Below are 14,074 nucleotides of genomic sequence, written 5' to 3'. Positions count from 1 at the left end.
TACAATGAATAAATTAGACATGTTTATCGTTATTGCTGCGGTCATGCTGGCGGTGATCACCGTTACCAGTATGGTGCAATATATTATTTATCTGGCGTGATGCGGCAGGACTGAGTTTTGATATTGCCTCGTTTTACCCCCCTTTACCGCCGTCGTTGGCGGTTTTTTTTAGCCTGATTTTCTGAGCTTCTGCTTTACGCCCTCATGTTCCCCCCCCGTGCGGCCATCCTGTTAGCCCTTTCGCACTGCAACCATGATGCAGATCAAAGTTGTTGGTATAACTTGGTATACCATGGAATTCCATGAGGCAAGCACAACGCACCGCGCCGCATCGCCAGCCTCTATCACTCCTGAATAAGCAGGCTGACACTATGAGGTTCCAATGAAGATTATGAAAACCATGCAGCGTTTCCCCGGGGGTATGATGGTGATCCCATTATTGCTGGCTGCGCTGCTGAACACCTTTTACCCGCATGCATTACGCATTGGCGGCTTTACCGAACAGCTGTTCGTGTTTGGTTCCTCACCGCTGATTGCCCTGTATTTGCTGTGCGCCGCCGCCGGCATCAACGTACGCAAGGTAGGGCGTCCGCTGGAGAAAGGGGCGGTACTCTTTGTGGCTAAAGTGGTGTCCGGCATCGTCATTGGGCTAATTGTGGCGCACTTCTACGGCGTAAAAGGCCTGCTGGGTATTTCACCCTTGGCGTTAATTCCCGCCATGACGGCGATTAACGGAGGACTGTTCGGAGGCCTGGCCGGTGAGTTTGGCGATAACACTGATGTCGGCGCGTTGGCTCCGGTACTGCTTGGCTGTAGCCCATTCTTTACGCTGATTGCGCTGGGGGCTTCCGGCTTGATCAGCGTGCCTTATAGCGCATTGTTTGCCGTGATCTTCCCGATGATTGTCGGTTTCGTACTCGGCAACCTGGATGATGACTGGAAAGAGATGCTGACCAAAGGGCAGAACTTCCTGGTGCCGTTCTTCGCCTGGTCACTGGGGATGAATCTTAACTTTCACCAGTTGGTGGCAGCGGGCGTGCAAGGCATCGTTTTGGGGTTGATTACGCTGGTAGTCACCGGCGGGTTGGGGTTCCTGGGTTATCGTTTGTTCTTTCGCGACACCAAGCCGGCCATTGGCGCTGCCATTGGGACGACTGCGGGGTTGTCGGTTGCCTTTCCTGCCGTGGTAGCTCAGGTGGCTCCCGGTTTTACACATTTGGCGGCGGTAGCGGCGGCCCAAATTTCGTCCGCGGTGATAGTCACCGCCATTCTATGTCCTTTGGTGGTCTCGCTGCTGGCTAAACGCTCGGCGCGTCAGACGGCCAAACAATATCAGTAATTACTTCAAACGAGGTTGAAAATGTCACAGTCAAAGGTTTTGGCATTAAAAATTATGCCTTGTGATAGCGTTGCCACCGTATTGGAAGATGTACATAACGGTGATGTTATTACAGTAAAAGATAAATCTGGTAATACCCAACAGATTACCGCGGGTGCGGATATTCCTTTCGGTCACAAGATCGCCGTTGCGAAATTAAATGTGGGTGATGAAGTGCTGAAATACGGGGAAAGTCTGGGGATAGCCACTAAAGGTATAGTTATCGGTGACTATGTGCACACCCATAATCTGGAAAGCCAGTACGGTCGCGGTGATATTAATCATGGCGGTCAGGTTATTCACACCCGCGCTTCCCGTTATTAGGAGATATTATAATGAATAATTCATTTAAATGGTTTGGCTACCGCCGGGAGAATGGTCAGGTAGGTTCACGCAATATCGTAGCGATTATTCCTGCGACCGTCTGCGTCACCGAAATTGCTCAAGCCATTGTGTATAACACCCAAATGTCGAAAGCCTTGCTGCACCACTGCGGCTGCTGTCAATTGATGCCCGATCTGAGCCTGGTGACCGAGACCCTGGGCCGTCTGGGTTCCCATCCCAACGTCGGTGCAGCACTGGTGATCAGCCTCGGTTGTGAAGGTTCTAACGCCGATGAGATCGTGGCGCAGATTGCCTCTACCGGCCGCCCGGTAGAAAAAATCGTGATGCAGGAACTGGGGGGCACCAGTCGCGCTATCCAGCAGGGTATTGATTTGGTGCAGAAGATGGCGATTGCCATTTCGGCCCAGCAGCGCAGTGAGGCTGGCCTGGAGGATTTGGTGATGGGCATCAAATGCGGTTCTTCCGACACCACCTCCGGACTGTCGTCCAACATGGTCATCGGCCAGATGTCAGACAGCATCGTGGATGCCTGCGGCACGGTGTTGTTTGGCGAAACGACCGAATTTATGGGGGCCGAGCATATTCTTGCCCGCCGTGGCCGTATGCCAGAAGTGGGGCAACGCATCTATAAAATCGTCGACGCCATGGAGAAAAGGGCGATGGCGGTTGGGGTGGACATGCGTAACGGTCAGCCAACGCCGGGCAACATTGCCGGAGGGTTATCCACCATTGAGGAAAAATCCTTGGGGGCGATCAATAAGTCGGGCTCGCGCACTATTGAAGGGGTGTTGGATTACGCCGATGGGGTCCCGGGCAAGGGGCTGTGGATTAAAGACTCGCCGGGGTTTGAGCCGGAGATCCTGACCGGTATTGCTGCCGGCGGTGCGCAGGGCATCGTGTTTTCTACCGGGCGCGGCGCGCCACAGGGCTTCCCAATTGTCCCGGTGCTGAAAATTTGCGGTAACCCACGGACTTATCAGCAACTTTCTCACGATATGGATATTGACGCCGGGCAGATCATTCTGGGCAACAAGTCGATTGAGCAGGTGACAGAAGAAACCCTGACGGCATTCATGCGGGTATTGTCGGGTGAGCTAACCAAATCAGAAGCCATCAACTACAACCGCACCATGGATATACATACTTACGGGCCTAAAATTTAATCCCTGCCTGCCATTCAGGTTCTCCCCACGCTATATCCGTTCGGCGTGGGGCTTTTTAAATCATCAGGCCCAAACTCTGACGCTGGGTGACTCATGTTAAAATTACATTTGTATATGACGCTAATTTTTACATTACTGTTAATCAATTATTATTTTATTCTGGTTGCCGGTCGTTAAATCTGCCTTCCCGCCAATGGCCCCGTGCTTGTGGCTCCTGCCGTGATGTATGATAATTAATAGATAAAAACAGGAGCGACATGATGTCAGCACAGTTATTTACCCCGATCCAACGTAGCGACCGGCAACGAGGCGCCACGTTAGCCATGCTGGTTTATGAAGCGCTCAAGGAGGCTATCGTCAGCGGTCGGATTAAGCCGGGTGAATGGCTGCCGGTTCAGCGCGAGCTGGAAGATCAACTGGGCGTTTCCCGTCCACCTATCCGTGAAGCGCTGACCAAGCTGCAGGCCGAAGGGTTGTTGACCGGCGGGCAGGGTAATGGTCTGCAGGTGGCCGACATGTTTGAAGATGCCTTCGCCTCTCCTCTGAGCAACTTATTGATTTCCAATCCTCAGGTACGGCTGGATATCCTGGAATTTCGCCGTTTGCTGGAGGGGGCCGCCGCGTTCTATGCCGCCAAGCGCAGTACGCCACAAGAGCATCAGCATTTGCGTCAGCTCTATCAGGAACTGGCGTGGGCTTATACGCAAGGAACGCTGCAGGAGGCCGCGAGGGCGGATGCAAAGTTCCATCTGGGCATTATTGAGGCGGCCCATAATCAGGCGATGTTGAGCGTGATGAGTGGTTTTTACTCGGTGTTGCAGGACTCGGTGCTGGATGCGGCCGATACGATCCGCCGTGATAAGCAGAACTGGGATGAGACCGATCGACATCACCAACAGCTTCTGCAGGCGATCATCGCCGGCGATGCAGAACGGGCCCAGGCGCTGGCCTGCGAACACCTGACCTTCCTGCATTCGACGCTGTCCGCTTCACAACCGACGATCCCTTAAAAAATACCGGCTCCTCTGCCTGTCAGCGAGGAGCCACAATCTTATCTTTCCTCTGAGACGGCTTTCAGTCCGTTAATCAGCTTGTCCATACCGGCCTCAACCTTGCTGCGCGGGCAGCCGACGTTTAGCCGCAGGAAGCCACGGCCTTCTTCGCCGTAGGTGAAGCCCGGCATGATGGCAACCTTCTCCCGCTCGATCAGCACCTGTTGTAACTGACGGTCGTCAATGCCCAGCGGGCGCAGATCGATCCAGGCCAGGTAAGTGGCCTGCGGCGGTTGCCAATTCAGTGCCGGGAACGCTTGATTCAACCGCTCGGCAACGTAGGTCAGGTTGTCCTGCAGGTAGTCGCGCAGTGCGTCCAGCCAGGGTTCGCCGTGGCGATAAGCGGCAATATGCGCGACAACCGCCAGCACCGCCGGGGAAGACAACCCGTCGCGGGCCTTAAGTTGCTGAGTGTAGGCTTCACGCGCGGCATCATCGCTGATAAACCCGTAGGCCCCGGTCAACGCCGGGATATTGAAAGTTTTGGAACCTGAGGTCAGCAGTGCCCAGGGCGTGGTGGCAACCTGGCTCCAGGGCGTATGACGTTGCTCGCCCCAGACCATATCCATATGGATCTCATCGCTGATCACCCGCACGTCATGGCGTTCGCACAGTTCGGCCATTTGCTGCAGTTCTTCCGTACGCCATACTTTGCCGGTTGGGTTGTGCGGGCTGCACAGCAGCAGAATTTTGGTTTGCGGCCGTGCCAGTAACGCCTCCAGGTGGGCCATATCGCACTGCCAGTCGTTAGCGTCCTTGTGCAACGGGCAGGCCAGCAGTTGGCGCTGATTACCGAGGATCACCTTATAAAAAGCGTCATAGGCCGGGGTGTGGGTGACGACGTATTCACCCGGTGCCGACCACAGGCGAATCAATTGCGCCACCATGTAAATCACTGACGGGCCATAGACCGCCATATGGGTGTCGATGGGGGTATTGAAGCGCTGCTGATACCAGTGGCGCACCGCGCCGAGAAAATCCTCATGCTGCCAGCGGCTGTAGCCCAGCACACCATGCTGCAGGCGCTGTTGCAGCGCCTCGAGAATGCAGGGCGCGGTGGCGAAATCCATATCGGAAATGGTGAACGGCAGCAGGTCATCGTGGCCAAAACGGTCAGCGATGTAATCCCATTGCGTGCACCAGGTACCGTGCCGATCGACCGGGGTGGAAAAATCAAACATTTGACGCTCCCTGCAGGGCCGCAGCAGGAAGCGCTGCCGCTATCAGTGAGTCTAATTCATCTTTCACCGATTGCACCTGCGGGCCGATCACTACCTGCAGGTTGTGCTCATTGAGGTGCACCACGCCAATGGCGCGATTGGCCTTCAGCGCCGCGTCATCCACTTTGCTCATGTCATCGACCGACAGGCGCAGGCGAGTGATGCAGTTATCCAAAGAAACAATATTCTCACTGCCACCCAGCGCCGCCAGAATGGCCGGAACGTTATAGCCGGATTTGCCGACCGAGCCAACGGGTGCGCTCTGGCTGGCGGTGGTTTCGCTTTCGCGGCCCGGCGTTTTGATATTAAAGCGCTGAATGGAGAAGCGGAAAATGGCGTAGTAGGCGGCGAACCAGATGCCGGCGACGATCGGCACCAGATACCACTTGGTGGCGGTACCGTGCAGAATGCCGAATACCACGAAGTCGATGATATTGCCGTCGGTGTTGCCGATGGTCACGCCCAGCAGCGCCATCACGGTGAAGCCCAGCCCGGTAAGAACCGCGTGAATAAGATACAGGAACGGCGCGACAAACAGGAACAGGAACTCGATCGGTTCGGTGGTGCCGCCGACCACGCAGGCCACTACGCCGGAGATCAACAGGCCTTTAATTTTATGGCGGTTTTCCGGCTTGGCACAGTGATACATGGCTAACGCCGCGCCCGGCAGACCACCCAGGAAGGCCGGCATCTTGCCCTGTGACAGGAAGCGGGTGGCGCTTTCGGCAAAGCCGGTGGTGGTTGGGCAGGAAAGCTGAGCCTGGAAGATGGTCAGTGCGCCACTCACGGTATGACCGCAGACGTCCAGCGTGCCACCCGCTTCGGTAAAGCGGATCAGCGCCACCAGAATATGCTGCAAGCCGAAGGGTAACAGCAGACGTTCACCGGTACCAAACAGCATCGGCCCAAAGGCACCGGCGCTGTTGATCACCCAGCCCAGCCCGGTGATACCGGCGGCAAACCAGGGCCAAATCAATGGGATCACCAGGCCACACAGACCCAGTACCACGGTGGTGACGATCGGCACAAAGCGGGTGCCACCGAAGAACGCCAGTGCATCCGGCAGACGGATGGTGTGAAAACGCTCGTGCAATTTATAAACGATAATACCGACGATCACTGCACCCAGAATACCGGTATCAATCGATTGAATCCCGAGGATATTTTGGATGTTGTTGGCTTTCAGCACCAGCGGATCGGTGGTGGGTAAAATGCCGGTGGTGGTCAGGTAGAAGTTGGTGGCCAGGTTCAGTACCGCAAAGCCGACAAAGCCGGAGAACGCGGCGACGCCCTTGTTTTCACGCGCCATGCCCAGCGGAATGGCAATGGCGAACATCACCGGCAGGAAGCTAAAGGCAAAGGAACCGATCTTGCTCATCCAGGTGAACAGCAACTGGAAGGCAGGGTGGCCGATAAACGGCAGCAGGGTGATGACATCTCGGCTGCTCAGTGAACTGCCGATACCCAGCATGATGCCGCAGAACGACAGCAGGGCGACGGGCAACATAAATGTTTTGCCCAGGCTCTGGAAAAACTCCCAGAGCGTGATTTTTTGTTTTTTAGGTGCTGGCATAACCGGCGGCTCCTGGCGGAAAAACGTGCGAAAGTGGTGTGTACCCCTGTTAGGTAAAAATAAGATAAAACGTTTTACCTACTAAAAATGCGCCACTAATCACAATTCCGACGCGCACTTTGCGGTGACAATGACGAGACCAGTAAAACGTTTTACTGACCAAACAGATTCGGTATACCATTTGCTGCAAGATGCAGAATGCCCAGGATCGGGCTCGCAGAGGTCATGACCATCAAAAAGATCACCATTACCGATGTCGCGCAGCAGGCCGGCGTTTCGGTCACCACCGTTTCGCTGGTGCTGAGTGGCAAAGGGCGTATTTCACCCACCACCGTGGCGCGGGTGAACCACGCCATTGAACGTCTGGGCTACGTACGCAACCGTCAGGCGGCGACGCTGCGCGGTGGGGCGTCGGGCGTGATTGGCCTGATCCTGCGTGATATCTGCGAGCCGTTTTATGCGGAAATGACCGCCGGGCTGAGCGAGGTGCTGGAGGCGCATGGCAAAGTGTTGTTCCTGACCCAAAGCGGTCGCGACGGTAAGGGGCTGATGCGCTGTTTTGATACGCTGCTGGAGCATGGGGTTGACGGCATGGTGCTGGCGGGCGGCATACGCTCGGCCGAGGGGCTGAAGGAGAAGGCCACAGAGCAGGGCGTGCCATTGGTGTGCGCTGCACGCTCGAATGGCCTGGAAGGGGTCGATGTGGTGCGGCCGGACAATATGCAGGCCGCCAAGATGGCCACCGAATTTCTGATCAAGCGCGGCCATAGCCAAATCGCCTATCTGGGCGGGCAAAGCAGTTCTTTAACCCGAGCCGAACGGCTGGGGGGCTTTTGTGCCACGCTGGTGCAGTATGGCCTGCCTTTCCGCTCCGACTGGATTGTCGAGTGTGACTGCCATCAGCGGGCGGCGGCAGAAGCAGCAGAAAACCTGCTGCGGCAACACCCGAACATCAGCGCGCTGGTCTGCCATAAGGCGTCGGTGGCTTTGGGTGCCTACTTTGGTATTGTGCGCAGCGGGCGCAGTATCGGTTCGGAAGGCGTCGACACCTACTACGGTCAGCAGGTGGCGCTGATTGGTTTTGGCGATGTGCCTGAGGCCGAACTGACCGAGCCGCCGCTGACGCTGGTTTCCAGCTCGGCGCGTGAAGTGGGGCACAGCGCCGCCTCACGTTTGCTACAGCGGATCGCCGACGCCGACTTACCGCCGCAAAACGTGATTCTGCCGCCATTGTTAATCAAACGTGGCTCGGCCTGATCTCAATCTGCTTGCTGCTCATCTTTGACCTGCTGCTGGATCCAACTGACAAACACTTTCATCGCTGGCGTCATATCGCGTGATTTCAGGTGGGTCAGCCAGTAGCCGCCAAGGTCGGCTTCGGCGCTAAAGGGGCGCTGCAACAGGCCTTCCCGCAGCTCACGGGCAAACATGCGTGCCGGAGCCAGCGCCACACCACCGCTGTGGATCGCCCCTTCTACCATCAGCCGGGAAGAGTCGAACACCGGGCCGTTAATCCGCCACGGTGTCACCTGAGCTGCGGCAAACCAGCGCTCCCACTCATCCTTACGGTAGCTGCGCATCAGCAGTTGGTGTTGCAGATCCTGCGGCGTGCGGAGTTGCTCTGCCACTTGCGGTGGGCACAGCACCGTCAGCGGGGCGTCAAACAGTTTGAGATTGTGGGTCGCGGGCCACCGGCCTTCACCGAAACGGATAGCGAAGTCCATCCCGTCGGCCGACAGGTTAACCAGGTTATTATTGGTCAACACCCGCAGATCGATAAACGGGTGTGACTCTCTGAACGCCGCCAGCCGGGGCATCAGCCAGCCGACGGCAAAGGTGCCGACCACCGCCACCGTCAACACCTCATGGAAATGCCCGCCTTCAAACTGTTGCAGTACCGACTCAATGCGATCGAAAGCATCGGTCAATATTGGCAGCAGCGCCTGTCCCTCCTCGGTCAGATCCAGCCCGCGCGGCAGACGACGGAACAGCTGAATACCCAACTGTTGTTCGAGTGTCCGCACCTGCTGGCTGACGGCGGCCTGGGTGACGCTCAGTTCCAGCCCGGCGCGGGTAAAGTTCAGGTGACGGGCGGAGGATTCAAACGCCCGCAGGGCATTAAGCGGCAGTCGGTTACGCATAAAGTTAGCCATAAGTTTTTCTTTATGCTGGCTGAAATTCTTATCGCTTGTCAACCTCAGGCGAAACCCCGATATTTAGCCCAGCTGTTGCGGAATTAACGCAGTCAGAAAAGGAATAACACCGTTACCCAAGGATATCCTCGTGTCGAATGGCAATAAATTCTTTTGCCATCGGCCGATACCCTGTAACCCAAGAGCTTTCACATGACCAAAATAAATCGCTTGGCGGCCGCGTTGCTGGCCGCAATGATCCTGCCGGCTGGCCATGCCGCCGATAAGGCCGACATCGACGCCATTATTCAACCCCTGATGCAGAAATATGGCGTGCCGGGCATGGCCATTGCCGTGTCGGTGGACGGCAAGCAGCAGTTTTATCACTATGGTGTGGCGTCCAAACAGACCGGCAAGCCGATCACCAACCAGACCTTGTTTGAAATCGGTTCATTGAGCAAAACCTTCACTGCCACGCTGGCTGCTTACGCGCAGAATGAGGGCAAATTGTCGTTCGCCGAACCGGCCAGTCATTACCTGCCTGAGCTGCGTGGCAGCGCTTTTGACCACGTTAGCTTGCTGAACCTGGCCACGCACACTTCCGGGTTGCCGTTGTTTGTTCCGGACCAGGTGACCAACGATGCGCAATTGATGGCGTATTACAAAAACTGGCAGCCTTCGCATGCCGCGGGTAGTTATCGGGTTTACTCCAACCTGGGGGTTGGCATGCTGGGGATGATCACCGCCAAAAGCCTGAACCAACCCTTTGCTCAGGCGATGGAAACGCAGTTGCTGCCGGGGCTGGGCATGAACCACAGCTACATTAATGTGCCTGCCGGGCAGATGGATAATTATGCCCAGGGCTACAATAAGAAAGATCAGCCGGTGCGAGTGACACCGGGCCCGCTGGACGCAGAAGCCTACGGTATTAAATCCAACGCTCAGGATCTGATCCGTTACCTGGAAGCCAACATGCAGGTGGCCAAGGTGGGGGATAAGTGGCGCAAGGCACTGGCCGCGACCCATACCGGTTATTTCCATGCGGGGGTCTTTACTCAGGATCTGATGTGGGAAAGCTATGCTTATCCGGTGGCATTACCCAAGCTGACGGAAGGCAACAACGCCGGGATGATCATGAACGGCACGCCGGCCACTGCCATCACGCCGCCGTTACAGCAGCAGACGGCCGCCTGGTTCAATAAAACCGGCTCAACCGGCGGGTTCTCCACCTACGCGGTATTTATTCCGTCGCAAAAAATTGCCGTGGTGATGCTGGCCAACAAATGGTTCCCGAATGACGACCGGGTCGCGGCCAGTTACCGGATCGTGCAGGCGTTGGATAAGCCTAAGCCTTAACGCTGAACCTCAGGGCGCCACACTGGTGTCCTGAGGGCGGCTCTGTTGCGACCGTTTTTCCCGCATAAAATCAATGAATACCCGCAGCTTGAGCGGCATATGCCGACTGGCTGGAAAGTAGATGAAAAAACCAGGGAAATCGCCGCTGTACTCGGTCAGTATTTCCACCAGTTGCCCGCTGCTCAGCTCGCGTTGCACCGTGTTGGCAAAACGTTGGGTAATGCCCAATCCCATCAAAGCGGCGTCTTTAATCAGTCGGTCTTCGTTAAATATCAGGTTGCCGCTGACTTCCAGCGTGAGCTGTCCGCCATCCTGCCTGAAATACCAGGGTTCAAACTTGCCGCTGCCGGGGAAACGGTAACGCAGGCAGTTATGATCGCTCAGCGCCTGCGGCGTCAGTGGCGTGCCGTGCTGCGTCAGATAGTCGGGTGTAGCGATAATCACCCGCCGCTGGTCGTGGTCGATCGGCACCGCAATCATGTCTTTCTGTAGCATGGCTCGCATGCGAATACCGGCATCGAAACTGTCCAACACCAGATCTGAAAAGTGGTCGTCGGTAAACAGCTCAAGCTGTACCTCGGGGTAGCGCGTCTGAAACTCCGCCAGATAGGGCATCACCAGCAGCGAGGCGGCCAACTGCGGCAGGGTAATGCGCAGCAGGCCGGAAGGGCGACCGTGCAGGGTGCGAACGTCGTCGGCGGCCACCTCGATCTGCCCCATGGCGGGCGCCACCCGTTGGTAAAAAAGACGCCCCTCATCGCTTAGCCGCACCGACCGACTGGTACGGTTGAACAGCCGTACGCCAAGCCGGGTTTCCAATGCCTGAATGTTTTGCGACACCGCCGGTGGGGTGACACCCAACTGATTAGCTGCCTGGGTAAAGCTGCCCAACCGGGCGACGGCTTCGAAAAACGGCAGTAATTGCAATAGTGAGCTCATCTATCAGTAATCCCTGCTTAATGATTCGTTAAGTAACCGGGTATTTAATTTTATAATAATCGCTTTAGACTGATTTTATACCCCCTCAGAGAGCATCAAATCATGTCGACACCGAATCAGTCATTAGCAGAACGAGTACAAGCGGTCAGCCGTCAGGCGATTGCCGAGCAACGCATCGTCGGCAGCGTGGTGCTGGTGGCACAGCAAGGTAAGGTGATTTACGCCGAGGCCAGCGGCTACGCAGATCGAGAACTACAGCGGCCGATGCGACGTGAAACCCAGTTCCGGCTGTCGTCGGTGTCCAAGCCCTACATCACGCTGGCGGCGATGCGCATGGTCGAACAACAAAAGCTGGGGTTGGATGATGCCGTTAGCCGTTGGCTGCCCTGGTTCACGCCTGCGCTGGCCGATGGCCGCCAGCCAGAGATTAAAATCCGTCATTTGCTCAGCCATACCGCCGGGCTGGATTATCGTTTTAATCAGCCGTTAGAGGGGCAATATCAGCGATTGGGTGTTCAAGATGGTATGGAGTTGTCATCACTGACGCTGGAGCAGAATTTGCGGCTGTTGGCCCAGGCCGAGCTGTTGGTGGCACCCGGCAGTGAATTTCATTATTCACTGGCGATCGACGTGTTGGGGGCGGTGCTGGAGCAGGTGGTTGGCGAGCTGTTGCCACAGTTGTTCAAACACTGGGTTGCCGAACCCTTGGGGTTGGGTAATACCGGCTTTTCCACCACTGACGCCGACAACCTGGCGACGGCTTATCACGACACCGCCGTTCCGCCGGAACCGATCCACGACGGCATGCACCTGACGCTGCCGGAAGGTTTTGGTTTTGATATCGCACTGTCGCCATCACGTGCGCTTGATCCTTTGGCTTATGCTTCTGGCGGTGCTGGCATGGTCGGCGATGCTGATGACGTGTTGCGCCTGGTCGAGACTTTGCGCGGGGGTGGCGAGGGTATTTTACAACCGGCCAGCGTGGAACTGATGCGTCAGCCACATGTTGGGGCTGAAGCCGAAACCCAGGGACCGGGCTGGGGCTTTGGTTTTGGCGGCGCAGTGCTGGTGGATGCCGAATTGGCGGCGACGCCACAGCATAATGGCACCCTGCAGTGGGGCGGCGTGTATGGACACAGTTGGTTTTACGATCCGCAGGCGGCATTAAGCGTGGTGGCGCTGACCAATACGGCGTTTGAAGGTATGAGCGGGCAGTATCCGCAGCAGATCCGCGATGCGGTGTACGGGAACCAGGAATAAAACAGGGGCCCGACTAAGCGGGCCCCAAGGCTGTGATGCTGAGAATTACTGGGCTGGTACCGGTGCAGGAACGGCGTCCTGTGCCGGTGCGCCTTCTGCTGCTGGTGCACCCAGCAGGCCAAAGGTACCAATGAACTCTTGCAGCGACATTTTGTTGCCGTTCAGATCAACCTGATTGTCAGCGTAATGGAAGCTGCTGCCGATCACCCCGTCTTTCAAGGTGGTCAGTTTGAACATCTGCCCCATGGCAGCCAAACCCTGCACCTGCTGCTGGGCCAGTTTCTGTGCTTCTTCCGCGCTGTAACCCTGCAGTAACGCCGTTTGGGAGGTGGTTTCAGTTGCCATCGCCACCGGAATGCTCAGATTGGCGTCCAGTTTTTTCACTGAACGGGCAATCAGTTGATCCGGTGATTCGGCTGGGGAACCGGCCTGCGCAGGATCGGTCAGGTCCAGATTCAGGGTAAAGGTACTTTCACCCTTGCTGTTTTTCCAGCTCAGCGGTGCAACGCTGATGCTTGGGTTACCCTTCAACAGCAGCGGCAGGTTCTGCAGCAGGATGTCGGTGGTTTGCTGCTGGTAGGCCACAGGATCCATAGTTTGCGCCTGTTGCAGCATCTGCATTGCCTGCTGGTTATAACGGTCAGCAAACTCTTTCAGCGATTTGGCGTCCAGTTTGTCGATTTTCAGCGACAGCTTGCCGGAACCGAAGTCGCTGTTCTGGATCTTCAGCGCGTCCATGGTGTAATCGATTTGGCCGTTCAGGTTAGCGTCTTTCTCACCGAATTGGCTCGCCAGCTTGAAGCCGTCCAGCGTCAGGGTCTCTTTACCGTCAACGGCAACCTTGACCTGCTTCAGTTCCATATTCTGGTTACCCAGGCTGAGATCGAACTGACCGGCATGGGTCTGGCTCTTCAGCGTAGCGCCCAGCAACTGAACCTGCTCGGTTTGACCAAACTGGTTCGGGCCGCTGATCACTGCGCTGTCGCTGCTGGCGTCCAGGGTGATGGCTTTCATATCGCGTGACACATCGGCATTGATGGTCGCACCGCTGAACTTCAGCGCTGACTTGTCTTTCTGGTATTCCAGCGGGATCACGTCAATGGCGGACGAGGTATCGCCACTGTAGGAAATACGGGATTCGGCGGTGAACAGCGACTTGCCCTTGGTGATATCAAACAGGCCTTTGGTCGCCGGGGTGTTTTCCAGTTCGGTATGCACCGACGCCATGCTTGGCAGCAGGTTGAATTTTTTCAGCTGGGCAAACGGGAAGGGACCATGATCGATGGTTTCCATAAACGCCACTTCATCACCGGCTTTCAGTGGAGCCTCGTCGGTGGTGACGCTGCCGTCGGCGCGCAGCACATAGCGAATTTTACTGCTGAAAATACCGCGCTGGTAATTTTCATAACCCAGTTTAACCCCGGCTTTCGGCAGATAGACCTTCAGTTGGCTGTTGGCGTTATCAACCACTTCACCCATCCGTTGTTCGATCAGTTTGCCGGTGTACCAGGAAGCCCCGGTCCATGCTGCGCCAAGAACCACAATGACGCTAACAGCGACTAACGATTTTTTCATAGTTCTGTTCATCCTTATTAAGCCATCTGTCTCGAACAGATGGATGGGCAAATTGGGGCCAATAAAAAAACGCCCGTAGGC

At 56.3% G+C, this 14,074-nt stretch carries 12 protein-coding genes; 7 read left to right on the top strand and 5 right to left on the bottom strand.

Features of this window, described 5'->3' with window-relative positions; all coding sequences use genetic code 11:
• The first annotated feature begins 382 nt into the window (after positions 1-382).
• From OC597_RS05695 to OC597_RS05680, 4 genes are all read left to right on the top strand, one after another.
• Positions 383-1,339: a 2-keto-3-deoxygluconate permease gene (locus OC597_RS05695; RefSeq protein ID WP_099061867.1), complete on the top strand. Its 957-nt coding sequence runs from the start codon at positions 383-385 to the stop codon at positions 1,337-1,339.
• A gap of 21 nt (positions 1,340-1,360) precedes the next feature.
• The gene (locus OC597_RS05690) at positions 1,361-1,702 is read left to right on the top strand and encodes a UxaA family hydrolase (protein WP_262207988.1); all 342 of its coding nucleotides are present in this window, start codon (positions 1,361-1,363) and stop codon (positions 1,700-1,702) included.
• An 11-nt stretch (positions 1,703-1,713) separates the two neighbouring features.
• Positions 1,714-2,886 carry a UxaA family hydrolase gene (locus OC597_RS05685; protein ID WP_262207987.1) on the top strand — a complete coding sequence of 391 codons (1,173 nt, stop codon included), beginning with the start codon at positions 1,714-1,716 and terminating at the stop codon, positions 2,884-2,886.
• A 260-nt stretch (positions 2,887-3,146) separates the two neighbouring features.
• A complete protein-coding gene (locus OC597_RS05680) occupies positions 3,147-3,896 on the top strand; it encodes a FadR/GntR family transcriptional regulator (RefSeq protein WP_262207986.1) in 750 nt (249 codons plus the stop codon).
• Positions 3,897-3,937: 41 nt separating this feature from the next.
• Here the strand turns inward: OC597_RS05680 and OC597_RS05675 are convergent, their stop codons facing one another.
• Together OC597_RS05675 and malX are read right to left on the bottom strand one after the other, a co-directional pair.
• Positions 3,938-5,119, bottom strand: coding sequence for a MalY/PatB family protein (locus tag OC597_RS05675; RefSeq protein WP_262207985.1), 1,182 nt, complete (start codon positions 5,117-5,119; stop codon positions 3,938-3,940).
• The gene (gene malX, locus OC597_RS05670; RefSeq protein ID WP_262207984.1) at positions 5,112-6,731 is read right to left on the bottom strand and encodes a maltose/glucose-specific PTS transporter subunit IIBC; all 1,620 of its coding nucleotides are present in this window, start codon (positions 6,729-6,731) and stop codon (positions 5,112-5,114) included. Before malX ends, OC597_RS05675 begins: the two co-directional genes overlap by 8 nt.
• A 225-nt stretch (positions 6,732-6,956) precedes the next feature.
• On the opposite strand from malX, the gene OC597_RS05665 reads away from it, so the two are divergent.
• A complete protein-coding gene (locus OC597_RS05665; protein ID WP_261284476.1) occupies positions 6,957-7,988 on the top strand; it encodes a Mal regulon transcriptional regulator MalI in 1,032 nt (343 codons plus the stop codon).
• Positions 7,989-7,990: 2 nt separating this feature from the next.
• Here the strand turns inward: OC597_RS05665 and OC597_RS05660 are convergent, their stop codons facing one another.
• The gene (locus OC597_RS05660; RefSeq protein ID WP_261284477.1) at positions 7,991-8,884 is read right to left on the bottom strand and encodes a LysR family transcriptional regulator; all 894 of its coding nucleotides are present in this window, start codon (positions 8,882-8,884) and stop codon (positions 7,991-7,993) included.
• 192 nt (positions 8,885-9,076) lie between these two features.
• Between OC597_RS05660 and ampC the strand changes: the two genes are divergently transcribed.
• Entirely contained in the window at positions 9,077-10,219 is a 1,143-nt protein-coding gene (gene ampC, locus OC597_RS05655) for a class C beta-lactamase (protein ID WP_261284478.1), read from the top strand.
• Between the two features lie 9 nt (positions 10,220-10,228).
• Here ampC and OC597_RS05650 read toward each other — a convergent pair whose 3' ends face one another.
• Positions 10,229-11,158, bottom strand: a complete 930-nt coding sequence (locus OC597_RS05650) for a LysR family transcriptional regulator (RefSeq protein WP_261284479.1) — start codon at positions 11,156-11,158, stop codon at positions 10,229-10,231.
• Positions 11,159-11,260: 102 nt separating this feature from the next.
• Here OC597_RS05650 and OC597_RS05645 point away from each other — a divergent pair, with 102 nt between their 5' ends.
• A complete protein-coding gene (locus OC597_RS05645) occupies positions 11,261-12,418 on the top strand; it encodes a serine hydrolase domain-containing protein (protein ID WP_261284480.1) in 1,158 nt (385 codons plus the stop codon).
• 45 nt (positions 12,419-12,463) lie between these two features.
• Here the strand turns inward: OC597_RS05645 and OC597_RS05640 are convergent, their stop codons facing one another.
• Positions 12,464-13,993 (bottom strand): YdgA family protein, encoded by a 1,530-nt coding sequence (locus OC597_RS05640; RefSeq protein ID WP_261254989.1) that lies wholly within the window; start codon positions 13,991-13,993, stop codon positions 12,464-12,466.
• Positions 13,994-14,074: the final 81 nt, after the last annotated feature.

Origin of the sequence: Serratia proteamaculans (assembly GCF_946227095.1) — a bacterium.
Lineage (GTDB): Bacteria > Pseudomonadota > Gammaproteobacteria > Enterobacterales > Enterobacteriaceae > Serratia > Serratia proteamaculans_E.
This window is presented reverse-complemented; position numbering and strand designations above follow the sequence as displayed.

Coding starts and splice junctions, on each gene's coding strand:
- OC597_RS05695 (WP_099061867.1), top strand. CDS start 383: ATGAAGATTATGAAAACCATGCAGCGTTTCCCCGGGGGTATGATGGTG.
- OC597_RS05690 (WP_262207988.1), top strand. CDS start 1,361: ATGTCACAGTCAAAGGTTTTGGCATTAAAAATTATGCCTTGTGATAGC.
- OC597_RS05685 (WP_262207987.1), top strand. CDS start 1,714: ATGAATAATTCATTTAAATGGTTTGGCTACCGCCGGGAGAATGGTCAG.
- OC597_RS05680 (WP_262207986.1), top strand. CDS start 3,147: ATGTCAGCACAGTTATTTACCCCGATCCAACGTAGCGACCGGCAACGA.
- OC597_RS05675 (WP_262207985.1), bottom strand. CDS start 5,119: ATGTTTGATTTTTCCACCCCGGTCGATCGGCACGGTACCTGGTGCACG.
- malX (WP_262207984.1), bottom strand. CDS start 6,731: ATGCCAGCACCTAAAAAACAAAAAATCACGCTCTGGGAGTTTTTCCAG.
- OC597_RS05665 (WP_261284476.1), top strand. CDS start 6,957: ATGACCATCAAAAAGATCACCATTACCGATGTCGCGCAGCAGGCCGGC.
- OC597_RS05660 (WP_261284477.1), bottom strand. CDS start 8,884: ATGGCTAACTTTATGCGTAACCGACTGCCGCTTAATGCCCTGCGGGCG.
- ampC (WP_261284478.1), top strand. CDS start 9,077: ATGACCAAAATAAATCGCTTGGCGGCCGCGTTGCTGGCCGCAATGATC.
- OC597_RS05650 (WP_261284479.1), bottom strand. CDS start 11,158: ATGAGCTCACTATTGCAATTACTGCCGTTTTTCGAAGCCGTCGCCCGG.
- OC597_RS05645 (WP_261284480.1), top strand. CDS start 11,261: ATGTCGACACCGAATCAGTCATTAGCAGAACGAGTACAAGCGGTCAGC.
- OC597_RS05640 (WP_261254989.1), bottom strand. CDS start 13,993: ATGAAAAAATCGTTAGTCGCTGTTAGCGTCATTGTGGTTCTTGGCGCA.